Consider the following 24,179-nt stretch of genomic DNA (forward strand, 5'->3'; position numbering starts at 1 on the left):
ACAAGGAAATGAGGTTTGGCAATGGTCGATGTGACAGTGCGGGGTGCAGGTATCTTTGGCCTGTCCATCGCTTGGACCTGCGCCCGGCGCGGCGCCAAGGTGCAGGTGGTCGACCCGTTCGGCCCCGGTGCGGGCTCTAGCGGCGGGCTAGTGGGTGCACTGGCCCCGCATGTGCCCGAGAACTGGAACGCCAAGAAAGCCTTTCAATTCGACAGCCTGATCATGGCCGAACCGTTCTGGAAACAGGTCGAGGCGACAGGAGGCGTGTCGCCCGGCTATGCCCGGTCAGGTCGCCTGCAACCCATTGCCGATCAACGCAGCTTGGACCTTGCCTACGCGCGAGCCGGGACGGCACAAGACTTGTGGCAAGGCCATGCCGAATGGCGCGTGGTCAAAACCTCGGAGATCGGTGCGTGGTGCCCGCCCAGCCCCACCGATTTCGTCATTCACGACACGCTCAGCGCGCGGATGCACCCCAGACGGGCCTGTGCCGCACTGGTCGCGGCGTTAGAGGTGATGGACGTACACGTTCAGGCGGAAGCGCCTGACAAAGGTCAGGTTATCAACGCCACCGGGTTGGCCGGGCTGCAAGCACTGAGCGGCGCTTTCGGAAAGACAGTCGGCAACGGCGTCAAAGGACAGGCCGCCCTGCTGCGATTTGATGCGGGTAACGTTCCACAACTTTTTGCAGACGCCATTCATTTCGTTCCTCATGCGGACGGAACGCTGGCGATCGGTTCGACTTCGGAACGAGAGTATGACGACCCAACCAGTACGGACGCTGCGCTGGACGATGTGTTGGAACGCGCCATGCGGGCGGTGCCGGTGCTGCATGGGGCCGAAGTGATCGAGCGATGGGCTGGCGTCCGCCCTCGCAGCAAAAGTCGTGCACCGATGTTGGGGGCACATCCTTTGCATCAGGGGCAGTTCATTGCCAATGGAGGTTTCAAGATCGGCTTTGGCATGGCCCCGAAAGTGGCTGAGGTGATGGCCGATCTGGTGTTGGAAGAACGCGATACCATCCCCGATGATTTCCGGCCAGAAGCCTCACTCTGAACGGGGCACGGCCTGCGCGCTCATACATTGGCGTCCGTCCGGGCCACGCACCCACATATCCGCGCCGTTCCGACACAAAACCGCCTGCTCAAAATGCATCAAAGGCGAAGAGGCCCGGAAAGAAAACTGCGCCAACGGGCCGATCTGATCCTGCGCGAACAACATCAACAGCTGCGCCAGCAGGGGGCCGTGAACAACCAGCCCGTCATAGCCTTCGACTTCGCGGGCATAATCCGGATCATAGTGTATGCGGTGCCCGTTGAACGTCAGCGCCGAATAGCGAAACAGCACTGTCGAATCGAAATCGACCTCCCGCCGGTGCGTTTCATCCACACGTGCTTGAGGTGCGACAGGCCGGGCAACATTCGTCGAGGGGTCTTCGCGGTAAACCAAATCCTGCCATTCCGTCAGGCAAAGCGCGCCGTTCTGGTGGAATTCGTGACGCAGAGTGACAAACCCAAGCGGGCCACTGCGTCCAGCCTTAACCTCGGAGCTTTCGCAAACCGTCCGCTTCTCGGCCGGCGTTCCTGCTGCCAGCGGCGTATGAAATTCCAACCGTCCTCCAGCCCACATGCGGCGCGGCAGGCCCATGTCGGGGATCAGTCCACCGACTTTTGGGTACCCGTCGCGACCCAGCTGATCTGGGGTCTGTGGAGACCAGAAATACACGTGATGAAAAAATGGTGGCAACTCGGACCCGGCTGCCACACTTGGCTTTTGACCCAGCGTTGCCTGCAATGCGGCGGCACGCGCCGGGTCCAGGGTGTCAGTCAGGATGTCCTCGGTCATAAGAAAACCCTAAGCAGCGCGCCTGTGCAGAACAAGCCATCAGGGCTTTCAAAGACCCGCTTCCGCCCGCAATTTCTGCATCAGGGTCCGCAGGGCGCTTTCATAGCGTTCGCTGACCAACTTGCCGTGTTCGTCGAATTCGTTCGAACTGTCAGCCAAATGGATTTCCGGACCCTGCAGGATGCGCGGCTGGAACGGAACCATATAGCCGCGCAAAACCATTTGCGCGCGCTCCCCACCGGCCCGTCCGGCAGCCGCAGACATAACAGCGACAGGCTTGTCAGCCCAGGGACGACCCTTGGTTCGGCTGACCCAATCCAGCGCGTTTTTCAGTACGCCAGACGGCCCCTTGTTGTATTCCGGGGTCGAGATGATCACTGCATCGGCCTGCGCGATCTGATCCGCCAGCACCTGAACGGCGGCGGGAATACCCTCGCCTTCTTCCAGATCGCCGTCGTAAAGCGGCAGATTCAGGTCTGCCTCGATATGGGTGGCGGGTTCGAACAGCCGGGCGGCCTCGCGCAGCAGTTTACGGTTGGTCGCGCTTTCGCGAAGTGAGCCGGAAAGGCTCAGAAGGATCGGTTCGGACATTGGGAAACTCCGTTGCGTGTTCCCCAATACGTAGCGCGGCTTTGTCGTGGACCAAAGCCCACCTGACGCGCAGTCAATGTGCGCAAAAGGGCGCCAAAAGGCGCCCTGTTCGGTCAATGTGATCAGTTGGGGATGATCTCGATATCGACCCGACGGTTCTGCGCCTTGCCCGCAGCGGTCAGGTTCGATGCAGCAGGACGACTTTCGCCCAGACCAATGGTCGAGATCCGCGCGCCATTCACGCCATTCGCTTGCAGAATATCCGCGACCGAGCGCGCGCGACGTTCGGACAGGCCCTGATTATACGAGGCCTCGCCATCGCTGTCGGTGTGGCCGATAACCTGCACGTTCGAATTGGGATAGCGCGTCAAGTTCTGACCCACCTTCACCAGATCGGCCCGTAACGCCGGACGCACGGTCGCGCTGTCGGTGTTGAAAGTAATGTCGTTGGGCACGGTCACGATCAGGCGGTTGCCTGCGTTCACAATAGTAATGCCGTCATTGGCCAGTTGCTGCCGCAGCTCGGCCGCTTGCTGGTCCAACTGATTGCCAATGATTCCACCGCCTGCTGCGCCGATTGCGGCACCGGCCACGGCACCCAGAAGCGGGTCCGAGTCGTTGGCAATCGCCCCAACGCCCGCGCCAACAATACTGCCCAGAATTGCACCTTGCTTGGCGTTCTGGTTCGGATCGGCCGGAAGGTTCAGGGTACCGGGGTCCGTACAAGCCCCCAGAAACATGGCCGAGCACAGCCCGGCGGTTACAAAAAACTTGGAAATCGTCATGAATTCACCTTCTGCTCTGGACCTCTTTTTTAGGTCCATGTTGTTTGAGGCAGTATATCGTGCCTAGTGCAGGCGGGCTCAAGCAACAATGCGGTGATATGGGCAGTTACCCGCCGTCTAATGGGCTTTTGGTCCAGTCTCCCATTGGTTTTGTTCCTGCCAGATGGCGCGCAACGGCTCTCCCTGACCGCAAAAATGGTCATCTATCAGTTCGCAGGCCCAGATTCGGTCCGTGCGGAAGTGGCGAAACCCGCTACGAAGCTCGCACCAGGCGACCAGCATGGTGCATTCTATGTGATAAATCAGAGCGACAGGCCGCACGACACGTTCGGTTTTTTCCTCTTGGGCATTGATGTAGGTGATGCGAATCTTGCGCTCGGCGCGGATGGCCTCTCGGTAGTTCACAACGGGGATACAGCCCTTGTCGGGATCGTCGATCGGTGCGCCCCACGGCGCCACCTGCAACCAGTCCGCAGGCGCACGCAGTGCCTCGATCTTGCGGCACACCCGGTCGGCAGCCTGTTGCAACGTACTGTCCCCGGTGCGGGCCAACATTGACAGGCCAACCCACAGCGCCTCAACTTCTTCGGCGTCGAAATTCAGGGGCGGCAGGTCATACCCGCGCCGCATCATGTAGCCGACCCCTGCTTCGCCCTCAATCGGAGTGCGTTGCGCCTGAAGTGCCGCGATGTCACGATACACCGTACGCACCGACACTTCGAGCTTTTCGGCAAGTGTCTCGGCTGTGACCGGCGCGTCGGTGGCGCGCAGGATCTGGATGATTTCAAACAAACGGGTCGAGCGACGCATGGCGGTCTCCGGAGTTTTTCTGCTGACACCTTAGCACACCCCCCTGACAAGGTGGTGTCAGTAGTGATGCGCCAGATTGGATCACCAACACAGGAGATCCGCCATGCCAAGCCGCGACAATCACGTCATGATGACACTGCAACTTGGGTGTTGGTCGCAGGACCACAACCTGCGGGCGTTTGAAATCGAACGCGAACTCATGTCCACTCGACAACCCTGCGCCCCGCGGCGACGAATTAGGCGGTTTTCGCTTGGAAATTTGAAACTGCTCTGGACCGGGACGGCTTAGAAATCCGCCACGGCGCGGAACTTCATCGACGCGCCGCCATCGGGGCTTTTCAACCTTAGCTCTTCGGAATGCAGCATCAGTCGCGGATAGTCCCGCGCTGGCCCTTCCGCGTAAAAGGGATCGCCCAGAATGGCATGACCCAGCGATTGCATGTGCACGCGCAACTGATGCGAGCGACCGGTTTTCGGAAACAGACGGATACGTGTCGTCTCACCCTCGTGTTTCACCACACGCCAGTCGGTTACGGCGGGTTTTCCGGTCTCGTGGCACACCATCTGACGGGGGCGGTTGGGCCAGTCGACAATCAATGGCAGATCGACAGTGCCGGTCTTGTCCTCAACCTTCCCCCAAACGCGGGCGATATAAGTCTTGCGGGTCTGGCGCTTTTCGAACTGCATACTCAGATGACGCTGCGCATGCGACGTCTGCGCAAACACCATCACGCCCGATGTATCCCGATCCAGCCGATGCACCAGCAGCGCCTGAGGGAACACCGCTTGCACACGGGTCAGCAAGCAGTCGGCCAGATGCTCTCCGCGTCCTGGCACTGACAACAGACCCGAGGGTTTATTGACCACAATCAATTGCGCATCTTCGTGCAGCACATCCAGTGGGGTCAGAGGGGGATTATAGGCGTCGTTCATGCGCGTCTGCCTATCTTACCGCGCCCCCTCCCGCAACGTCGTCCTTGCCTGCCCGGAGCGGTTCGGCAAGTCTGTTCCAAAGCGGAGGAGAACAAATGCACCCAACAATCGAGCGTATGCAAGAGGTCGTCGCAAAGGGCGATGAAACCCTGATCCTTGAGTTGCTGGCCGAGGACGTGCGTTTTTCGCCCCCCACCTATTTCAGCACATGGACCGGGCGCGAACCCGTGGCGGCCGTGCTAGGGCATGTGGGGCAGGTGTTTTCTGATTTCCATTATCGCCGGATCATGGGGGACGGCAAAGATTGGGCGCTGGAGTTTCAGTGCAAGATCGGTGATTTGGATGCGGTTGGCGTTGACCTGATCACGCTAAACGATGACGGGCTGATCCAGGATTTCGAGGTCGTCATGCGCCCCTACAAAAGCGTTGGTGCCCTGCGCGAAGCGATGATGTCGCGCGTTCTGACCGACGCGCGGTTCCTCAAGTTCAAAGACGCTCTAAGCTGATATGCCTCTCGCCGCTGATCAACTTTTACGGGTTCCCCTGTTGCCAGTGCTGGCGGCACAGGGGCTTTCCGTACGCCGGAACGCGCGGTTTCTGCCCGAACCCTCAGGTCCACGTGAAGGGCGAGAAGGGCGCGGTCCCCGGTTGCGTCTTCTGATTGCCGGGGACAGTTCAGCTGCTGGTGTCGGCGCAGGCACTCAATCACAAGCGTTATCGGGGTGTCTGGTCCGAGAGCTGTCTCGCCACTACGCTGTAGAGTGGCGGTTAGAGGCGACAACCGGGCACACGACGCTGGACACGATCGAACGCCTGCAGGCTTTGAACGGGCAATTCGACATGGCGGTGACCGCTCTGGGCGTCAACGACGTCACGCGGGCTGTTTCCCAAAGGGTTTTCATGGAACGGCAGTCGCGGCTGCTTGCGTTGCTGACGGGTCAGCTGGGCGCCCGGCGCGTTGTTGTAACCGCCGTACCACACATGAACCGCTTCCCCGCGTTGCCCCAACCACTGGCCTGGGTCCTGGGGCAACAAGCCGCCCGGTTGGATCTTGGGTTGCGAGAAGTCGTGGAAAGTTGCGCTCAGGCACGACATCTGACTCTCGATCTGCCGGACGACCCGGCACTTGCGGCACCTGACGGGTATCATCCAAGCCCGAAAACCTATGCCATATGGGCGGCAGAAGCCGCGCGCCTATTGCGTCAGGCCTGAGCCCGTATCTGCCGGATCATCGGGATCGAATACACGACCAAAGCCGTCCAGATCAGCGGGAAAGCGATCATGCGGCCCCGGTCAATCTGCTCGCCGAACACAGCTATGGCGGTGATGAAGATCATGGTTGGCGCGATGTATTGCAGGATGCCCATTGTCGACAACCGCACCAGTTTGGCCCCGTTTGCATAGACCAACAAGGGCACAGCTGTCACGATCCCAGCACAGGCCAGCAGCAGGGTGTCCGTAAGCCCCATGCCAAAATGCCCTGTGCCCTTCACGCCAAGCAAGGTGACATACATCAGGGCTGGAATCAGCAGGATCAGCACCTCAAGCAAAAAACCCTGATTGGGCCCGATGGGCAAAGACCGTTTGAAAAACGCATAAAACCCCCAGCTGACCATCAGACCCAACGCAGGCCATGGCAAGCTGCCCGCTTCTACGACCAGCACCAGCACCCCCAGCGCCGCAATCGCTACCGCCGCCAATTGTGTCTTGGTCAAAGGCTCTCGCAACAACACCGCGCCCAAGGCGATGCTGAACAGCGGGTTGATGTAGTACCCCAGCGCCGCATCTAACGCCCGGTCATTGGCAATAGCCCACACATAAAGAGCCCAATTCACCGAGATCAGCGCAGCCGTCAAACACGCCATGCCCAGCATCTTCGGGTTCACCAGCGCCGCCTTCAAATCCCGCGTCCGCCCCAAGGCCACCAGCAGCAACCCCGCCACCGGCACCGACCAGATGATCCGGTGCGAGACAATCTCGATCGGCCCGACATGCGCCATAGCTTTCATATAGAGCGGCAAGAATCCCCACAAAACATAGGCTGTGACAGCCAGTACCAACCCCTTGGGCGTGTCTGCGGCATTCGGTGGGATGGGTGTGTTTGCCACGGCGGGTCTCCGACTGATATCGAACTCTCTACGGCAAACTTCTGTTCTATGAAAACCACGAAAACTGTGAAGCCGGCCATCAGGAATTCTGATACGTCACATGTTTGGAACCAATCCAACATGCGAGGCTCTGCCTCGCGCTCCGAGGTATTTTTGGCCAGATGAAGCACGGATCCTGCACTTCATCTGGCCTCAAATACCTCGGGGGAGTCGCGGCTTGCCGCGGCGGGGGCAGCGCCCCCTTTTCCCGCGCTTCAGACTTTTACGCGTTCCGATTTGGGGTCGTACATCGGTTTCAGCGAGGCTTCGGCTTTGACCTTCACGCCGCAGACGTCGATCTCATAGCTGGAGGCCAGCACATCTGCAGCCTTTTCACCCGCGCACGGCACATACCCCAGGCCGATGGCCGCGCCCAGCGTGTGGCCATAATTGCCTGAACTCAGGTAGCCCACATATTCGCCATCGCGCAGGATAGGTTCGTTGTGGAACAGCAGCGGTTCAGAGTCGGTTAGTTTGAATTGAACCAACCGGCTTTGCGGACCCGTTTCCTTGCGGGCGATCACGGCTTCGCGCCCGATAAAATCGCAGCCCTTGTCGGTTTTCACGGCAAAGCCCAGCCCGGCATCGACCACATGGTCCTCGCAAGTGATGTCGTGGCCGAAATGGCGAAAGCCCTTCTCGATCCGGCACGAGTCCATCATATGCATCCCGCAGAGTTTCAGACCCATATCTTGCCCGGCCTCGTACAAGGTTTCGAACACGTGGCCCGCCATGTCCGAGGAGACGTAGATCTCCCACCCCAGCTCGCCCACATAGGTGACGCGGTGTGCCCGGGCGAGGCCCATGCCCATCTCGATCTCTTGCGCTGTGCCAAACGGGTTGGCCGCGTTCGAGAAATCAGCGGGCGAGACTTTTTGTAGCAACGCGCGTGCGTTGGGGCCCATGACGGCCAGAACGCCCTCACCTGCGGTGACATCGGTGATGACCACGTTGAACCCACCCGCGTGGCGTTGCATCCAGGTTTGATCGGCCAAGCGCGTGGCTGCGGGGGTGACCACCAGATAGGCGGTCTCGGTCAGGCGGGTGACGGTCACGTCTGCCTCGATCCCGCCGGTGCGGTTCAGGAACTGGGTGTAGACGATCTTGCCATTGGGCACTGAATAATCGCCACCTCCAATGTAGTTCATGAACGCCTCGGCATCCGGCCCTTCGACGCGGATTTTGCCGAAGGAGGACATGTCATAAATGCCCACATTCTCGCGCACCGCACGGTGTTCGGCGGCGGAGTTTTCAAACCAGTTCTGGCGTTTCCAGCTGTAGTGGTACTCGCGTTCCTGACCTGCGTTGGCGAACCAGTTGGCGCGCTCCCACCCGGCCAGTTCCCCCATGACGGCACCGTTTTCCAGCAAGTGATGATGGAACGGGGTGCGCCGCACACCGCGCGCGGTGGCCTTCTGGCGATAGGGGTAGTGATCGGCGTAAAGCAGGCCCAGTGTTTCCTTGGACCGTTCGAACAAATATTGCTTGTTGCCCTGAAACGGCTGCATCCGGCTGATATCCACATCACCCAGATCAAACGGTTTCTCGCCGCTATCCATCCACTCGGCCAGTGCCATACCCGCGCCTCCAGCAGATTGGATACCGATCGAGTTGAACCCGGCCGCGACCCAGACATTGTCCATCTCGGGCGCGAGGCCCAGATGATAGGCATCGTCGGGCGTGAAGGATTCCGGGCCGTTAAAGAAGGTGTGAATCCCCGCCTCGGCCAGCATTGGCATCCGGTTTACTGCCGCCTCAAGGATCGGCTCGAAATGGTCGAAATCCTCGGGTAGTTGGTCGAACTCGAAACTGTCGGGGATGCCCTCCATGGCCCATGGCTTCGCGTTGGGTTCAAACGCGCCCAGCAGGATTTTGCCCGCGTCTTCCTTGTAATAGGCGCACTCATCCGGCACGCGCAGAACCGGCAGCTGGGTCAGGCCGTCAATGCCTTCGGTCACGATATAGAAATGCTCACACGCGTGAAGCGGCACGTTCACGCCCGCCATTCGACCGACCTCATGCCCCCACATGCCCGCGCAGTTCACCACCATATCGCACTCGATATGACCCGAGGCGCTGCCGTCATCGGCGACCCAGTCGACGCCCGTGACCGTGCGCCCCTGTTTGACGATATCGGTGACTTTCACCCGTTCCTTGACGATCCCGCCGCGTTGCCGCGCGCCCTTGGCCAGCGCCAGTGCGATATTGGCCGGGTCACCCTGCCCGTCCAGCGGCAGATAGACCGCGCCCTTGACGTCTTCGACATTCAGATGCGGGTACATCTCTTTGACGCGCTCGTTCGAGATTTCTTCGACCTCGACCCCAAAGGCGCGGGCCATGGCGGCCTGACGGTAGATCTCTTCCTTACGCTCTTCGGTCAGCGCGACGGTGATCGAGCCGCAGCGTTTGAACCCGGTGGCCACGCCGGTTTCTTCTTCGAGCGAGCCGTAGAGTTCCTGCGAGTATTTCGCCAGTTTGGTCATGTTCGCCGTCGCCCGCAGCTGGGCGATCAGACCAGCGGCGTGCCATGTGGTCCCGCTGGTCAGCTGCTTGCGCTCCAGCAGAACGACATCACTCCAGCCCTTCTTGGTCAGGTGATATGCGACCGAGCATCCGATAACGCCGCCGCCGATGATGACCACTCGGGCCTTTTGGGGAAGATCAACCATCCTGAAATCTCCGCGCTGTCAGGTTTGGGCCAAAATGCCACGGAAGATCGACAATAAATGCGCCAAAAGCGTCACAAAATCGGTAGTTTTCACCGATGTGCCGCGCGCTTTTCGCGGCGCAGAACAAAGGGCGTGACGCCGAAAAAGCTCTTGTAGACCGAGGAAAACCCGTTCGGGAACCCGCAGGCCAGGCCAATCTCACGCACGCTCATGGTGGTGTTCAGCAGCAGGTTATTGGCCTTGGCCAGCCGCATTTCGCGATAAAACCCGTTGGGGGTGGTGCCGAAGAAGGTCTTGAACTTCCGCTCCAGCGAACGGTTCGACAGGTGCAGTTCCTCGACGATCTGATGGATCGGCAGAGGGTCTTCGATATTGGCCTGCATCAGCTTGATGCACTGGTCCAGCTTGGCATCCCCGGTGGCGGTAAGACGTGTGCCGGAAAACGGCTGCATCGAGGAGAAATCGCGGATGTTTTCGTGCAGCATAATATCGGCAACGGTCATCTTGGCGGGTCCCGAGATATGACGGCCAATCACCGACAAGGCCACATCCGTCGTCGCCTCCATCCCCGCACAGGTGACAACGGCGCCTTGCTGTGTGGCGATGGAGAGCTTGGCCTCGAACCGGGCTCCGCGTTCGCGCAGGAATGAGGCATTTTCCCAATGGGTCGCCATATCCTCGGTACCGTGTTCGTCGATGTAACGGCTGGCGGCTTCGGCCAGCAGAAACACCTGTGCGCCGCGATATGTGTAATCCGAAACCACGCGACCCAAGGACAGATCGGGGTGATCGGGATCGGTATTGCCGATGACAAACAGGTAGTCCGCTTTGGGTTGGGCGCTGACAGCCTCGGTCTGGATCATCGCATCGCTGCTGGAATGGATCGGTCCACCCTTCAGGGATTTATACGCATAGGTAAAGGGCGGATGCGGACAAACGCGATTGGCCAGCCGCAGCACCTCGACCAGCGACGCCAGTTCCAGCAGCACATAGCCGGGGGCGACGAGGATATCGAAATGCTGCTGACCCGCCATCGCCCTAGACGATCCGGTGTCGGGCGGCGTGCAGCGCGTGGGCCAGCGCCTCGATATGATCGGGGCCGACCTCGCAGCAGCCGCCGACGATGGTGGCCCCGTGTTCGACCCAGGACATAGCAAAATCGGCATAGGCTTCAGGTGTCAGGTCACGACGTTCTTCCAGCGCATCAACAGTGGGGGCGTCTTCCAAAAACCCTTGTGTGATGCCGGTGAAGCCATTGGCATAGGCCCCGTAAGGGCGGCCCATCGTTTCAAGGATCATCAGTGCGGGCATCACCGATTCCGGGCGGGTGCAGTTGATCAACACCGCTTGCGGCACGAAGCGATCGACCAGAGGCGCGACCTGCGCCAGATGCTCGCCCGAACGCAGGCGGGTGCCGTCATTATCCATCACCGAGAGCGCCAGCCAGACGGGTTTGGTTGCGCTTTCCGTCCCGCGCAACGCGCCTTCGGCCTCTTGCAGGGACGAGACGGTTTCCAGCAGGAATAGGTCCACCCGGTCGTTCATCAGACCGACCAGCTCGGTATATTTCAAGGCCGCGTCTTCCACATCGGGCTTCAGGTCGGGCCGGTATGAGGCCAGAATCGGCCCCAGTGCCCCTGCGATCCGCCCGCTCGAGGGCGGCCGCGCGCGTTCTGCCTGTGTCAGCGCCGAGTCGATCAGGGCGGGCAGTTGATCCTCGATCCCTTCGCGCACAAGGCGCGAGCGGTGCACGGCATAGGTGTTCGTAGTCGCAACGGTCGCGCCACGGCGGAAGTAATCCGCATGGACTTGCCCGACCAATTCAGGCTGATCCATCATCACGCGCGTTGACCACAAGGGCGTGGGCTTTTCGCCGCCGCGCTTGACCAGTTCCTGCCCGATCGAGCCGTCCAACAGGGTGATATCCGCCATAGCCTTACCTTTCCTCAGGGAATGAGAACAAGTTTTCCCGCAAATGCTTTGGACTGAAAGTCCTCTTGCGCTTTGGCGATATCTCTTAGCGGATAGGTTTTTGAAATCAAAGGTTTGATCCGGCCTGCGTTCATAAGTTCGACCAATCGTCCGAAAACCTCAATGGCCTGATGGGTGCAGCCGTGGATGGTGATGTCGCGCAAATAGATATCGCGCAGATCGGCCTGAACGATGGGGCCAGCGATGGCACCGGATACCGCATACTGCCCGCCGGGTTTCAGCGACAAGATCAGGTTGGGCCACGCGGGGCCGCCGACCACGTCAATCACCACATCGAACATGTCTTTCGGCAAGGGCGCGTTACGGTCGAACGTATCCGTTGCGCCTTGATCTTTGACCACATCGGCTTTGGCTGGGCTGGTGACGCCCCACACGGTTGCCCCGCGCAGTCGGGCAAGTTGCACAGCAGCCAGACCGACCCCGCCCGAAGCGCCGGTGATCAGAACCTTGTGGCCTGCAGTCACGCCTGCGCGGGTCAGCAGGTTTTCCGCCGTGCCAAAAGCGCAGGGGATCGCAGCGATCTCGGCATCTGACAGGGGTGAGGCTGACACGTCGTACAGGTCCGACGCCTCGACCACACAATATTGCGCGAAGGCCCCATCAATCTCGGAGCCCAGCGCGATGAACCCGGTCGGGTTGCCGGGGCGTGGACGCGGTAGGTTGATCGGACAGGTAACACGCTGACCGGGTTGGAACCCGGTGCCCGGCGCGGCCTGTTCAACGATGCCGCACAGATCACCGCCCTGAATGCGTGGGAACTGCAAGGCTCCGCCCCAACCGCCTGCCTCGACCTGCTGATCCACCGCATCCGTCGCGCCGGTCACATCCGAGGAATACCAGCCAACGCGCGTGTTGATATCGGTGTTGTTCACCCCGGCTGCCGCCACCCGAACCAGCACCTGACCGGGTCCGGGTTGCGGCACAGGGATATCCGCGCGCCATTCCAGCGCCTCTGGCCCACCGTGACGGGTCAGATAGACGCCCTGCATAACGCGTGGAACAGCCATGGATCAGGCTCGCAGCCGGTCGTTGGCCGGATCCCAGAGCGGTTGATCCTCTTGCACCACGGCGGGGTATTTCTGGCCGTAGATTTCAACCTCCAGCGCGGTGCCGGGATTGGCCAGTTCCGACTTGATCATGCCCAGCGCGATGGATTTGCCGACGCGGTAGCCCCATGCACCGGACGTTGTCTCACCCACGATCTGATCGCCTTGCCAGATGCAGGACATGTAGGGCGCGTCGCAGTCAACGGCCTCGACCGTCAGGGTCACGAAGGACTTCTTCACCCCCTGCTGCTTTTCGTTCAGGATCGCGGCCTTGCCGGGGAAATCCTGCGGCTTGTCTAGTTTGACGAAGCGCCCCAGCCCGCCTTCCAGCAGCGAGTAATCGGTGGACAGATCGCCCTTCCACGCGCGGTAGCCTTTCTCGATCCGCAGCGAGTTCAGCGCATACATTCCGAACGGTGTGGCCCCTGCGGCAAGGATCGCGTCATAGATCGCCGGCATATCACCGTTCAGGGCGTGAACCTCCCACCCCAGTTCGCCCGCGAATGACACGCGGATCAGATGGGCAGGTTTCCCGGCCACAGTGGCGGCCTGATGGGTCAGCCAGCCCAGCGACAGGTCGGCATCGGTCAGACCCGACAGGATCTCACGCGATTTTGGGCCGGTGACGATCAGCGTGTCGCGTGTGGTTGTCACGTCCTCGACACTGACACCTGAGGGCATCGCCTTCACCAGAATGTCCCGGTCATGCCATTGCGCGGTGGCGGCGGTGATCATGACGAACTCATCTTCGCCCAGACGCAGGCAGGACATCTCGGTCAGGATGCGGCCCCGGTCGTCGGCGATATAGACCAGATTGATCCGGCCCACCTTGGGCAGACCACCCGTCACCAGCCCACGCAGCGCCTCGGCAGCACCTTCGCCCTTGACCATGAAGCGCGAGAAACCCGGCAGGTCCAGCACGCCGCAATGGTCGCGCACGGCCTCGCATTCTTCTTTGATCCGCTGCTCCCACGGGCCGGACCGGCCCCATGTATGCGTCGCGTCCAGCGAGGTATCGTCGCCCGGTTTGGCGAACCAGTTCGCACGCTCCCAGCCATTATAGGCGCCCATCACGCCGCCCAATTCCTTGATCTTGTCATGAACCGGAGACAGCTTCTTGTCCCGCGCCGCGGGCCATTCATGGTGCGGGAAGTGCATGGCGTATTCGTTGCCATAGACCTCCATGCCCTTTTGGTTGCAGTAATCCTGATCGGTGTAGTCGGTGTAGCGGCGCGGATCGACGGCCCACATATCCCATTCGGTCGCGCCATCGACGATCCATTCGGCCAGCACCTTGCCTGCGCCGCCGCCCTGCGCGATACCGAAGGTGAAGGTGTGCGCCTCGAACGCGTTCGTCACACCGGGCATCGGCCCGATCAGGGGCAGCCCATCAGGCGCGTAAGGGATCGGTCCGTTGATCACCCGACCCACGCCCGAGGTTGCCATCAGCGGCACACGCTCCATCGCATCGGTGACGATGTCTTCGATCCGGTCCAGATCGTCGTTCCACAGCTGAAAGCTGAAATCCTCGGGCATCGGGTCGTCTTCGGTCATCCAATGGCCCTTGCAGTTGGGCTCGTAAGGCCCAAGGTTAAAGCCGTTCTTTTCTTGCCGCAGATAGTACGAGATATCCACGTCGCGCAGCAGCGGCAGCTTGCCGCCGTTTTCCTTTGACCATGCCTCAACCTCGGGGATTTCGTCGGTCAGCAGATACTGGTGGCTCATGACCATGGCCGGCACCGTGCGCCCACCAAAGGGTTTGAACCATTCGCCCACGCGCTGCGCATAGTACCCGGCGGCGTTGACCACGTAGTCACAGTCGATATCGCCCTTGTCGGTGTGAACGGTCCATGTGCCGTCGTCATGCTGAGTCACGCCGGTCGCCGGGCAGAAACGGATGATCTTTTGTCCCAAGTCCCGCGCGCCTTTAGCCAGCGCCTGCGTCAGCTGCGCCGGGTCGATGTCGCCATCGGTGGGGTCATACAGGACGCCCTCAAGATCATGGGTTTCAAGGAAGGGGTAGCGTTCCTTGGCCTCTTCAGCCGTCCACATCTCCATCGGGATGCCCTGATAGCGACCCATCGACATGGCGCGCTCGAATTCCTGCATCCGTTCCTTGCTATGCGCCAGACGGATCGAGCCCGAGACGTGGTAGTTCATCGGGTAATCGACCTCATCCGCCAGCCGCGAATAGAGCTCGGTCGAATAGCGCTGCATGTTCATGATCGCCCACGAGGTCGAAAAGGTCGGCACATTGCCCGCCGCGTGCCATGTCGAGCCTGCGGTCAGTTCATTCTTTTCCAGCAGAACGCAGTCGGTCCAGCCCTTCTTGGCCAGATGATAAAGCGATGAACAGCCGACGACACCGCCGCCGATGATGACCACACGGGCCTTAGTTGGAAAATCACTCATGGTTTTGCTTCCCTGTTAGTATGCCCGCTGGGGCAGATCGTCCTGAATTTCGTAGTAGTCACCCTTGTCGGCGACGAAGATGTGCTGGGCGAGTTTCAAACCGGTGGGTTCGTCCAGCGAACCCACGGAAACCGCAATCGTGTCCTCATCGTTGTGCTGCCAAAACAGGAACGAGCCGCAGGCGCTGCAAAAGCCGCGCTTGGCAATGTCCGAGGCGCGATACCAGCCCAGCGTCTCGCTGGAGGTAAAGCTGAGGTTGTCTTCATGCGTCTCGCAGGAGGCCCACAGATGACCCGATTGCCTGCGGCATTGGCCGCAATGGCAGGCGTTGGGCGCAGCAAGTTCTCCGTCAATGGTGAAGGCGACCTTGCCGCAGAGGCAGGAACCGGTGTGCATGTCTTTACCCCCTTGCTGTAGGCGCTGCGCTGGTACCCAGCAACACGCCGTAGATGATGAAACAGGTCGCCATCACGCGGCGGACCCAGATGTTGAACACAGCACCCAGCGCAGCCCTGCCCATCAGCGCACCCAGCAGGGTGAACCCCGTGTAGCTGAGCGTTGTGATGACCAGCGCGGTGGGCATGATCACTCCCATCTGCTGCCAGACCGGAACCTCGGGCTGCACGAATTGCGAAAACGCCGCCAGATATCCGGCCACGCTTTTGGGGTTGATCGTGGCAACGGCCAGCGCGTGCAGATAGACGTGGCGCGCGGGTCGCTCGGACGCAGGCGCGGGTTTGCTGGCGTTGATCCACCCGCGAATTCCCATCCAGATCAAGAACCCCGCGCCGATCAGTTTGGCGATGAAAAACCCGTTGGGTGAGGCCGCGATCAGCGCCGTGACGCCCAGCGCCGACAGGACCAGAAAGGCGCTGGCCTGTGTCAGGATCGCCAGCACGCCCAACATCGCCTTGGCAAAGGGCAGGCTCATCCCGTTTGAGATACAATTGACCGCATTCGGTCCCGGTGTGGTGACGAACACCACCCAGAACAGGGCGAATAGGGTCCAGGCCTCGAAGCTCATTCAATACACCGGCGGGGCGATAACCCAGATGGCCACGGCGGGCTCATCATAGGGGTTCGCCCAGTGATAGGATTCGTGTTTGATGCGGAAACTGTCCCCCGGCCCGACCGAAAACTGCCGCCCGCCAATCGTCAGGTCCAGCCGCCCCGAGATCATATAGCCCATCTCTTGCGTCGGGCGGTCGGCGGGGGTCTGCATCTGCGAGCGGGGCTCGAAGGTGGAATGCACCATCTCAAAATCATCGGTCAGATCGGGCGATAGCAATTCCTCGATCAGTCCTTCTTCGCCCGATCCCATCGGGCGGCGTGATCCGGCGCGGACCACATATCCCTGTTCATCCGCCGGGGCGGCAGAATGGGCAAACAGCATCGACATGGGCACGCCCAGACAATCAGCCATCTGTCGCAGGTCCGAGATGGACGGATCGGACATATCCCGCTCGACCTGGCTAAGCCACCCGACCGAGCGGTTCAGCTTTGCCGCAATCTCACTCAGCGTCAGCCCGCGCGCTTTGCGCAGGGCGCGGATATCAGCACCAAGGGTCGCGCTTTGGGGGGCCTGCGAGTTCAATTACCGCTCCGTGTTGTCGTGAAATTTCATCCCTGTTTTTCACGATGGCGCGAATCGATGAAAAAACCAAGCGTTTTTTCACTTGGGTCACGCGGCCACGTTCGGTATCGGTCACGCATGTGGATTGCAGTGATGTATCTTTGGGCGATCAATACCCTGACCCTGCTGGCCTTTGGCTGGGACAAACTTCGCGCTCGGCGGCGCAAGCGCCGTGTGCCGGAACGTCGTCTGCTATGGCTGGCTGCGCTGGGTGGCAGCCCCGGAGCCATAGTCGGGCGGTGGATATTCCGCCACAAGACCCGCAAACGGGGATTTTCGAGATGGTTATTTGCAATCCTGATCGGTCAGGCCGCTGCTTGCTATGCTGCCTTCACCTTTCTGCCCCCGCTGCTGGGCTAACCAACCTCAGCGCGCAAACACATCCCGCAGGATAGAGGCAAGCCCATCGGCATCTGCCTGAGTAAACGCATCGGGCAGATCGCTGTCGATATCAAACACCGCGATCACCTCTCCCTGCGCGTCAAAGACAGGCAACACCAGTTCCGACCGGGTTGAGGACGCACAAGCGATATGGCCGGGAAATGCGTCCACGTCAGCCACAAGCTGCACCTCTTGGGTCCGGGCCGCTGCGCCACAAACGCCACGGCTAAAGGGGATGACAAGACAACCGTGGCCACCTTGGTAGGGACCAATCTTAAGCAGGTCGGGCTCGGTCACCCGATAAAACCCGGTCCAGTTAAAGCGATCATCGCTGTGATGCACCTCGCAGGTGACGGTCGCCATCAGGGCGACCTCATCCGTTTCACCCTCGGTCAGAGCGGCAATGGCTTTAGCAAGCTGCGCATAGTCGACGGTCATGGTCACTGGTCCGGATCAATTTGCTTTGTGCAGCGACCTATGCCGAAAACGCCAAAGCGTCAAACTCGTTCGATTGCGATCGCCGTCCCTTCACCGCCACCAATGCAGATGGCCGCCACACCCCGTTTGAGGTTCCGCTTTTCCAACGCATTCAAAAGCGTGACCATGATCCGTGCGCCCGAAGCGCCGATTGGGTGCCCTAGCGCACAGGCCCCTCCGTTGACATTGACGATGTCACGGGGCAGGCCCATCTCGCGCATGAAGGCCATGGGGACGACCGCAAAGGCTTCGTTGACTTCCCACAGATCCACATCGTCCTTGGACCACCCGATTTTAGTCAACAAGGACTGCGCCGCAGGAACCGGAGCAGTGGTGAACAAACCCGGTGCCTGAGCAAAGCTGGCATGGCCAAGAATGCGCGCGCGTATGGTAAGCCCGCGGGCCTCGGCGGCATCGGTTGACGCGAGAACGAGAGCCGCAGCACCGTCCGAGATAGAGGAGGAATTTGCCGCCGTTACCGTCCCGTCTTTGCGAAATGCTGGTTTTAGCGTCGGAATTTTTTCCGGACGCGCCGATTGCGGTTGTTCATCAGCCGAATGAGTGATCTCTCCCTTACGAGAGCGGGTCACGACAGGTGTGATCTCGGCGTCAAAAGCACCGGTTTCCTGCGCGGACAGCGCGTTGGACAACGAACGCAAGGCGTATTCATCCTGCTCTTCACGCGTGAACTGATACGCCTCGGCACAATCCTCGGCGAAGGTTCCCATCAAACGGCCTTTGTTATAGGCATCCTCGAGCCCATCCAGAAACATGTGGTCTACGACCTGCCCATGACCAATCCGAGCACCGCCACGCATCTTGGGCAGCAGATAAGGTGCGTTCGTCATACTCTCCATCCCGCCGGCAATCATCGTGTCGGAATGACCCAAGGCGATTTGGTCGTACGCAATCATCGCAGCCTTCATGCCCGACCCGCACATCTTGTTCAGTGTGGTGGCGGGAACGTCCTCGCCAAGCCCGGCAGCAAAGCCCGCCTGCCGCGCGGGCGCCTGACCCTGACCGGCCGGTAAAACGCAGCCCATCAGAACCTCGTCCACTGTGTCGGCCTGTGCGCCATCAAGCGCCGCACGGATTGCGGCCCCGCCCAGTTCGGCAGCGGCAACCCCGTCGAACATCCCCTGAAATCCACCCATCGGAGTGCGTGCAGCCCCTGCTATCACGACCTGTTTCATACGGATGCTCCTCTCAACTTCCCTACCTTTGGATACCGAATGGTAAGATTTGCCGTCTAGCGTATTTCTACCATTTATTTTCAGTTTGAAGGATAGTCGCGTATGAGCCTGACCAGCAAAACGACTGACACAACGCAGGTCATTACGGTCCATTCCGACCGGATTGATGCCGCGATGGCCATCCAGTTCAAAGAAGACATGCGAAGCACGGCACAAGGCGGGGCGCCACGGGTCGTTCTGGATTTGACGGATGTCGAATTCATTGATTCCAGCGGGCTTGGGGCCATCGTGGCCTCGATGAAGCAACTCGGCAGCGAAAGACGTCTGGATCTGGCCGGGCTGCACCCGTTTGTCGAAAAGGTGTTTCGGCTGACGCGCATGGATACGGTGTTCAAGCTGTACCCGACATTGGACGATGCGCTGACGGCTGCGGCGGACTGACGGATCTGAATGGGCGCAATGGCCATGTGTGACGAAAATTGCATGGATTTGAACTTTGCCGCGACCGAGGCTGAAGCCAGCACTGGCATCGCCAGAATTAGCACCTGCCTAGAAGCTCAGGGCCTGCCGCAACACAAAGCCGCCGACGTCAAGATAGCGCTGGCCGAGGCGATCAATAATGTCGTTGAACACGCATATGCGGGAATTACACCGGCAAAGGTCAAGGTCAGATGCCGATTGCACGAAAACTGGCTTGAGATCCTGATCTCGGACACAGGCAACCCACTGCCGGGGTTTCGCGTACCTGACGGGGTCCCTGCCCCGCTTGGCTCCTCGCTGGATGATCTGCCCGAAGGTGGGTTTGGCTGGTTTCTGATCCATGAATTGACCAGCGAAATCCGTTATGAACACGCGGACGGCTGCAATCGTCTGTCCCTGCGCTTTGACTTTCCACGCTTGGGCTAGACCGAAAATGTCACAATAACGCCCAGATCAGACCATTGTCGCGCCGCAAACAAAGAGCAAAAATTAACTCGTAGCTCAGATAGCTTCCCTCGGCGCCAAGTGTCACAGCCCCCACCCAGTGAACGGTGCCGAGGAACTTCCCCTTGATTTGACTGGACAATACCAACCCGCGCGATACGTTCGGCGCGTTCAGTCACGGGAGCATCACCATGCGCGATTTCCATACACCGGGCCGGTCGCAGGTTCTGGCAACCGAAGGCATGTGTGCTACGTCACATCCTTTGGCGGCCCAAGTTGCGTTGCAAACGCTGCAGCAGGGCGGCAATGCGATGGACGCCGCGATCGCAGGAGCGGTCTTGTTGGGAATTTGCGAGCCGCAAATGACCGGTATCGGCGGCGATTGCTTTGTACTTTTCAATCGCGCGGGCGAAAACACAGTTCGGGCTTTGAACGGATCAGGTCGCGCGCCTGCTGCGGCCAAAGCGCAAGACCTGCGCGCCAAGGGTTTGGAGACTGTCCCCTTGAACACGCCCGAAGCTGTGACAATCCCCGGTGCGGTGGATGCATTTTGCCATTTGGCTGAAACCGAGGGAAAACTCGGGCTTGAAACCATTCTACGACCCGCGGTTCACTATGCCGAAATCGGGGTTCCGGTCGCGCCGCGGGTGGCATTTGACTGGATATCGGGCGCATCCAACCTGCAAGGCGCCGCACGAGACCACTATCTGTTCAACGGGGTCGCACCCAAAATCGGGCAGGTTTTTCGCGCGCCCGGTCAGGCCCAAGTGCTGCGGCAGATTGCCAAATACGGCAGGAATGCATTTTACACTGGTGACATCGCGCAGGACATGATCGATGCCCTGACAAGCCGCGGCGGTGTACATACAGAAGCGGACTTCGCGTCGACCGCCTTTTCCAAGACGAAACCGGTGAGCGGCCGGTACCATGACACCGAACTGTTCGAACATCCGCCCAACGGTCAGGGGGCCACGGCGATTCTTCTGCTTAATATTCTGAAGAACTTTGATCTGTCCGGTATGGACCCGTTCGGGGTCGAGCGTATTCATATTGAGGCTGAAGCCTCAAAATTGGCCTATGACGCCCGCAACCGGTTCATTGCTGACCCCGATCATATGGCACAGGCTCAGAAGTTCACTGATCAGGGTATTGCCGACAGCTTAGCCGCGTTAATCGACCCCAATCGCGCGATGCCCGCTGCTGCACCGGTCACTGAGGCAATTCACAAAGATACGATCTATATCACCGTCGTCGATCGCGACCGAATGGCAGTGTCACTGATCTATTCGATCTTCCACAGTTTTGGCTCGGGCATCGCATCCGAGAAATATGGGATTTTGCTGCAAAACCGTGGCGCCGGGTTCACGCTGCAACAGGGCCACCCCAACGAAATGGGCGGCGGCAAACGCCCGATGCATACCATCATTCCAGGCATGGTCATGCAGGACAACCGGATCACCATGCCCTTCGGCGTGATGGGCGGAGCGTTCCAGCCAACCGGCCATGCGCGCCTGTTGTCGAACCTCACCGATCACGGTTTGGACCTTCAGGCCAGCATCGACGCGCCACGCGCATTCGCTGATGGGGGCGTACTGAAACTCGAGCGCGGAATTCCGCGCAAGGTGGCTGAACAATTAGGCGATATGGGTCACAAAGTTGAAATTCCGGAAACCCCGCTCGGCGGCGCTCAGGCAATCCTCATCAAAGAGGACGGTGTGCTTGAAGGCGCAAGCGATCCCAGAAAAGACGGTTGCGCGCTTGGCTACTGACCAAGCGCCGGCTGCCCCGTTATCAGTTCAGGTGAAAGTGCAAAGGGTACGCACCGTTTTCGAACGGACCGAACATGTCGGGAATATCGGGATGTTCCACTGGTTCGCCCGACTGGTCAGCAACCAGATTTTGTTCAGAAACATAAGCAACATAGAAAGATTGGTCGTTTTCGGCCAACAAATGATAGAACGGTTGTTCTCTGAGCGGACGACTGTCTTCCGGTATCGCTTGATACCATTCTTCCGTGTTCGAGAATTCCGGATCCACATCAAAAATGACCCCTCGGAAGGGATGTTTCTTGTGGCGAACCACCTGACCCAGACGGTACTTGGCGTTTGTCTTCAGCATATCTTCAGCCCCCAAAGGTCTTACTACTCTTTTATGCGCTGAAATGCCAATCAATGATCGGAAATTAAGGGAAACAGTCTGTGAACCTCTTACTGACAGTGTTTGAAATTGTTGCTCCGGTCTTTCTTTTAGCCGGAATCGGCTATGCGTGGGTCAGGTTCGGATTCGAATACCGACTGGAATTCGTGACTCGTTTGGCGGTCACGCTTGCAGTACCCAGCCTTATTTTTGTTGCCCTTATGCAAACTGAGATTCCCGCAGGCGAGCTGACGCGGTTCACACTGGCGGCCATTGTTGGCCATCTGGTACTTGCTGTCGCATTCGGTTTATTTGTGCGGTTTTCCGGGCTGGATCGTAGAACCTATCTTGCACCGCTCATCTTTGGAAACACGGGCAATTTGGGGCTACCGCTTTGCATTTTTGCCTTTGGCCAGGCCGGGCTTGGATTTGCCGTGATCTTTCTGGCCGTCACTGCACTTTTCTCTTTTACCTACGGGATTTATCTGGTTGCTGGCAAAGGCGCGTTTGGCAAAGTAGCACGCGAACCGATGGTATGGGCCACTTTGCTGGGCGCGCTGTTTCTGTGGCGTGGGTGGGAAACGCCACTGTTCCTGACCAATACACTGGATCTGTTGGGGCAAATGGCTATTCCAATGATGCTGATCACTGTCGGCGTCGCAATAGCGCGCCTGACCACCCGGAAACTGGGGCAAGCTATCTGGCTTTCAGCGTTGAAACTGGCGGTCTGTTTCGCGCTTGGCTGGGGTATCGCACTGGCGTTCGGTTTGGATTCGGTCGCATTCGGGGTTCTGGTGCTACAAATGTGCGCGCCCGTGGCCGTGACCTCTTACTTGCTGGCCGAACGCTTCGAAGCCGACGCGGACGCAGTAGCGGGTATGGTTATGGTCTCGACCGTGTTGTCGGTGGGCGCAATGCCCATAATTCTAGCTATTGTGCTGTAGCCTTTGTGATTTCCAAAACGCTCAATCTGCGCTAGAATAAAGAAAAAAGGCACGAGGCACATGAGCAGAATTCTTATCGTACTCTTCGGGGTGCTGCTTTTGGCATCCTGTAGTGGCGGCTCGAAACAGCCGCCCAGCAAGCTGAATGACGCGTGCAGCATTGCGCGCGAGCGGCCCGACTTTATCAAGGCATTCAAAACCACAGAGCGGAAATGGGGTGTCCCAGTTCACGTACAGATGGCGACAATCTATCAGGAAAGCCGTTATCGGCACGATGCGCGCACTCCACACCAATACGTGCTGGGTGTCATCCCGATGGGCCGCCAAAGCAGCGCCTATGGCTTTAGCCAAGCTTTGGACGGCACGTGGGAAGAATACCAGCGCGAGACCGGCAAACGCCGTGCCAAGCGGGACCGTATCCGAGATGCGTCCGACTTTATCGGCTGGTACATGACCAAAAGTCTAGATCGCAATGGCATCCAACTGCACGACACGCGTAACCAGTATCTGGCGTATCACGAGGGCCATACCGGCTATGCTCGCGGCAGTCATTACAGCAAAACGTGGCTGTTGAACGTCGCCAACGATGTGGATGCGCGCGCCAAACTGTATCAGGCACAACTGTCAGGCTGCCGTTACTAAAAGGTCAGTGGGTCAGCGATTGCCTGACCCGCTTCTGGTCCGACGCGAAAAGAGGTTGTTATCCAGGTTCCCGCCCGTCTCGAGCGGCCCTAGCAAGACCGTAGTCTGGCTGCCTGCGTTGTCATGGATCACCCATTTGCGCAGCTCTACCGGATCCCCGGTGAACATCAGTTCGATCCGGCCCGAATCCGGGTTTTTGGGATCTTGCGCTGTCACGACCGTAGCCGTACCGTCAAAGTCGTGCCCGACCACCATATTCGCCTGAGCCAAGTTCACATTCCGCGCCAGAACCAATGACAGCGGTGTGCGCCGCAAGGGGTATTGCTCGGGTGGTTGATTGGACTTTGGGTCGAAAATCTGAACCGTCCCAGCCCGCGCCAGAACAACAGCGCTGTTGGGCGGGTCGTATTCGAACCGCATCTTGCCCGGCCGTTCAATCCACAGCTTACCGGTGCTGAGCGACCCGTCATCATTGACCTGAGTGAAGGTGGTCTGAACGGTTTTCAACTCGTTCAGATAGTTCGATATCTGCGACAATGGCAGCTTATCCGCAGCCCACGCGGCGGGTGCGGCCAATGTCAAAGCAAGGGCAAAAGCAATCTGTTTCATAAGGCACAGA

The 24,179-nt window shown here is 59.5% G+C and carries 27 protein-coding genes; 9 read left to right on the forward strand and 18 right to left on the reverse strand.

Features of this window, described 5'->3' with window-relative positions; all coding sequences use genetic code 11:
- The first annotated feature begins 21 nt into the window (after positions 1-21).
- Positions 22-1,056, forward strand: a complete 1,035-nt coding sequence (locus ACR3EG_RS17310; RefSeq protein WP_480497745.1) for an NAD(P)/FAD-dependent oxidoreductase — start codon at positions 22-24, stop codon at positions 1,054-1,056.
- On the opposite strand, the gene ACR3EG_RS17315 is transcribed toward ACR3EG_RS17310, so the two are convergent.
- From ACR3EG_RS17315 to ACR3EG_RS17335, 5 genes are all read right to left on the reverse strand, one after another.
- Positions 1,048-1,845: an HTD2 family dehydratase gene (locus tag ACR3EG_RS17315; protein WP_480497743.1), complete on the reverse strand. Its 798-nt coding sequence runs from the start codon at positions 1,843-1,845 to the stop codon at positions 1,048-1,050. The two genes, ACR3EG_RS17310 and ACR3EG_RS17315, sit on opposite strands and share 9 nt — an antisense overlap.
- Before the next feature lie 48 nt (positions 1,846-1,893).
- Entirely contained in the window at positions 1,894-2,436 is a 543-nt protein-coding gene (locus ACR3EG_RS17320) for an NADPH-dependent FMN reductase (protein WP_209196763.1), read from the reverse strand.
- A 122-nt stretch (positions 2,437-2,558) separates the two neighbouring features.
- The gene (locus ACR3EG_RS17325; protein ID WP_170355355.1) at positions 2,559-3,221 is read right to left on the reverse strand and encodes a YiaD family glycine zipper/OmpA-like lipoprotein; all 663 of its coding nucleotides are present in this window, start codon (positions 3,219-3,221) and stop codon (positions 2,559-2,561) included.
- Between the two features lie 117 nt (positions 3,222-3,338).
- Positions 3,339-4,031 (reverse strand): helix-turn-helix transcriptional regulator, encoded by a 693-nt coding sequence (locus tag ACR3EG_RS17330; protein WP_480497741.1) that lies wholly within the window; start codon positions 4,029-4,031, stop codon positions 3,339-3,341.
- Positions 4,032-4,316: 285 nt separating this feature from the next.
- Complete coding sequence (locus ACR3EG_RS17335) at positions 4,317-4,964, reverse strand: RluA family pseudouridine synthase (protein WP_170355357.1); 648 nt, start codon at positions 4,962-4,964, stop codon at positions 4,317-4,319.
- Positions 4,965-5,059: 95 nt separating this feature from the next.
- Here ACR3EG_RS17335 and ACR3EG_RS17340 point away from each other — a divergent pair, with 95 nt between their 5' ends.
- Together ACR3EG_RS17340 and ACR3EG_RS17345 are read left to right on the forward strand one after the other, a co-directional pair.
- Positions 5,060-5,470, forward strand: a complete 411-nt coding sequence (locus ACR3EG_RS17340; RefSeq protein ID WP_480497739.1) for a nuclear transport factor 2 family protein — start codon at positions 5,060-5,062, stop codon at positions 5,468-5,470.
- Between the two features lies 1 nt (position 5,471).
- Positions 5,472-6,176 carry an SGNH/GDSL hydrolase family protein gene (locus ACR3EG_RS17345; RefSeq protein ID WP_480497737.1) on the forward strand — a complete coding sequence of 235 codons (705 nt, stop codon included), beginning with the start codon at positions 5,472-5,474 and terminating at the stop codon, positions 6,174-6,176.
- On the opposite strand, the gene rarD is transcribed toward ACR3EG_RS17345, so the two are convergent.
- From rarD to ACR3EG_RS17390, 9 genes are all read right to left on the reverse strand, one after another.
- Positions 6,167-7,072, reverse strand: a complete 906-nt coding sequence (rarD, locus tag ACR3EG_RS17350) for an EamA family transporter RarD (RefSeq protein ID WP_480497735.1) — start codon at positions 7,070-7,072, stop codon at positions 6,167-6,169. The genes ACR3EG_RS17345 and rarD overlap by 10 nt on opposite strands.
- Before the next feature lie 254 nt (positions 7,073-7,326).
- On the reverse strand, positions 7,327-9,780 hold the full coding sequence (locus ACR3EG_RS17355; protein ID WP_480497733.1) for a GcvT family protein: 2,454 nt from the start codon (positions 9,778-9,780) through the stop codon (positions 7,327-7,329).
- 89 nt (positions 9,781-9,869) lie between these two features.
- Entirely contained in the window at positions 9,870-10,814 is a 945-nt protein-coding gene (locus ACR3EG_RS17360) for a GlxA family transcriptional regulator (RefSeq protein WP_480497731.1), read from the reverse strand.
- A 4-nt stretch (positions 10,815-10,818) separates the two neighbouring features.
- Entirely contained in the window at positions 10,819-11,712 is an 894-nt protein-coding gene (locus tag ACR3EG_RS17365) for a homocysteine S-methyltransferase family protein (protein WP_480497729.1), read from the reverse strand.
- A 14-nt stretch (positions 11,713-11,726) separates the two neighbouring features.
- Positions 11,727-12,779, reverse strand: coding sequence for an alcohol dehydrogenase family protein (locus ACR3EG_RS17370; RefSeq protein WP_480497727.1), 1,053 nt, complete (start codon positions 12,777-12,779; stop codon positions 11,727-11,729).
- A gap of 3 nt (positions 12,780-12,782) precedes the next feature.
- Positions 12,783-15,230, reverse strand: a complete 2,448-nt coding sequence (locus tag ACR3EG_RS17375; protein ID WP_480497725.1) for a GcvT family protein — start codon at positions 15,228-15,230, stop codon at positions 12,783-12,785.
- Between the two features lie 15 nt (positions 15,231-15,245).
- Positions 15,246-15,626, reverse strand: coding sequence for a GFA family protein (locus ACR3EG_RS17380; protein WP_480497723.1), 381 nt, complete (start codon positions 15,624-15,626; stop codon positions 15,246-15,248).
- Positions 15,627-15,630: 4 nt separating this feature from the next.
- Positions 15,631-16,254, reverse strand: coding sequence for a LysE family translocator (locus ACR3EG_RS17385; RefSeq protein ID WP_480497721.1), 624 nt, complete (start codon positions 16,252-16,254; stop codon positions 15,631-15,633).
- On the reverse strand, positions 16,255-16,824 hold the full coding sequence (locus ACR3EG_RS17390; protein WP_480497720.1) for a helix-turn-helix domain-containing protein: 570 nt from the start codon (positions 16,822-16,824) through the stop codon (positions 16,255-16,257).
- Positions 16,825-16,881: 57 nt separating this feature from the next.
- Here ACR3EG_RS17390 and ACR3EG_RS17395 point away from each other — a divergent pair, with 57 nt between their 5' ends.
- Complete coding sequence (locus ACR3EG_RS17395; protein ID WP_247742604.1) at positions 16,882-17,223, forward strand: DUF1294 domain-containing protein; 342 nt, start codon at positions 16,882-16,884, stop codon at positions 17,221-17,223.
- A 6-nt stretch (positions 17,224-17,229) separates the two neighbouring features.
- Here the strand turns inward: ACR3EG_RS17395 and ACR3EG_RS17400 are convergent, their stop codons facing one another.
- Positions 17,230-17,682, reverse strand: coding sequence for a GAF domain-containing protein (locus ACR3EG_RS17400; RefSeq protein WP_170754546.1), 453 nt, complete (start codon positions 17,680-17,682; stop codon positions 17,230-17,232).
- 59 nt (positions 17,683-17,741) lie between these two features.
- Positions 17,742-18,914: a thiolase family protein gene (locus tag ACR3EG_RS17405; protein ID WP_480497717.1), complete on the reverse strand. Its 1,173-nt coding sequence runs from the start codon at positions 18,912-18,914 to the stop codon at positions 17,742-17,744.
- Positions 18,915-19,016: 102 nt separating this feature from the next.
- On the opposite strand from ACR3EG_RS17405, the gene ACR3EG_RS17410 reads away from it, so the two are divergent.
- The 3 genes from ACR3EG_RS17410 (at position 19,017) to ACR3EG_RS17420 (ending at position 21,607) form a co-directional block, all read left to right on the forward strand.
- Positions 19,017-19,355 carry an STAS domain-containing protein gene (locus ACR3EG_RS17410; RefSeq protein ID WP_170527408.1) on the forward strand — a complete coding sequence of 113 codons (339 nt, stop codon included), beginning with the start codon at positions 19,017-19,019 and terminating at the stop codon, positions 19,353-19,355.
- 42 nt (positions 19,356-19,397) lie between these two features.
- Entirely contained in the window at positions 19,398-19,820 is a 423-nt protein-coding gene (locus tag ACR3EG_RS17415) for an ATP-binding protein (RefSeq protein ID WP_247742605.1), read from the forward strand.
- A 209-nt stretch (positions 19,821-20,029) separates the two neighbouring features.
- A complete protein-coding gene (locus ACR3EG_RS17420; protein WP_480497715.1) occupies positions 20,030-21,607 on the forward strand; it encodes a gamma-glutamyltransferase family protein in 1,578 nt (525 codons plus the stop codon).
- A 22-nt stretch (positions 21,608-21,629) separates the two neighbouring features.
- Here ACR3EG_RS17420 and hspQ read toward each other — a convergent pair whose 3' ends face one another.
- Entirely contained in the window at positions 21,630-21,956 is a 327-nt protein-coding gene (gene hspQ / locus ACR3EG_RS17425) for a heat shock protein HspQ (protein ID WP_170355374.1), read from the reverse strand.
- Between the two features lie 80 nt (positions 21,957-22,036).
- On the opposite strand from hspQ, the gene ACR3EG_RS17430 reads away from it, so the two are divergent.
- Both ACR3EG_RS17430 and ACR3EG_RS17435 read left to right on the forward strand, forming a co-directional pair.
- Complete coding sequence (locus ACR3EG_RS17430; protein ID WP_480497713.1) at positions 22,037-22,918, forward strand: AEC family transporter; 882 nt, start codon at positions 22,037-22,039, stop codon at positions 22,916-22,918.
- Positions 22,919-22,978: 60 nt separating this feature from the next.
- Positions 22,979-23,560: a transglycosylase SLT domain-containing protein gene (locus ACR3EG_RS17435; protein WP_353394036.1), complete on the forward strand. Its 582-nt coding sequence runs from the start codon at positions 22,979-22,981 to the stop codon at positions 23,558-23,560.
- 12 nt (positions 23,561-23,572) lie between these two features.
- Here ACR3EG_RS17435 and ACR3EG_RS17440 read toward each other — a convergent pair whose 3' ends face one another.
- Positions 23,573-24,169: an outer membrane lipoprotein carrier protein LolA gene (locus tag ACR3EG_RS17440; protein WP_170355377.1), complete on the reverse strand. Its 597-nt coding sequence runs from the start codon at positions 24,167-24,169 to the stop codon at positions 23,573-23,575.
- Positions 24,170-24,179 lie beyond the last annotated feature (10 nt).

This window comes from Ruegeria sp. AM7 (assembly GCF_056535965.1).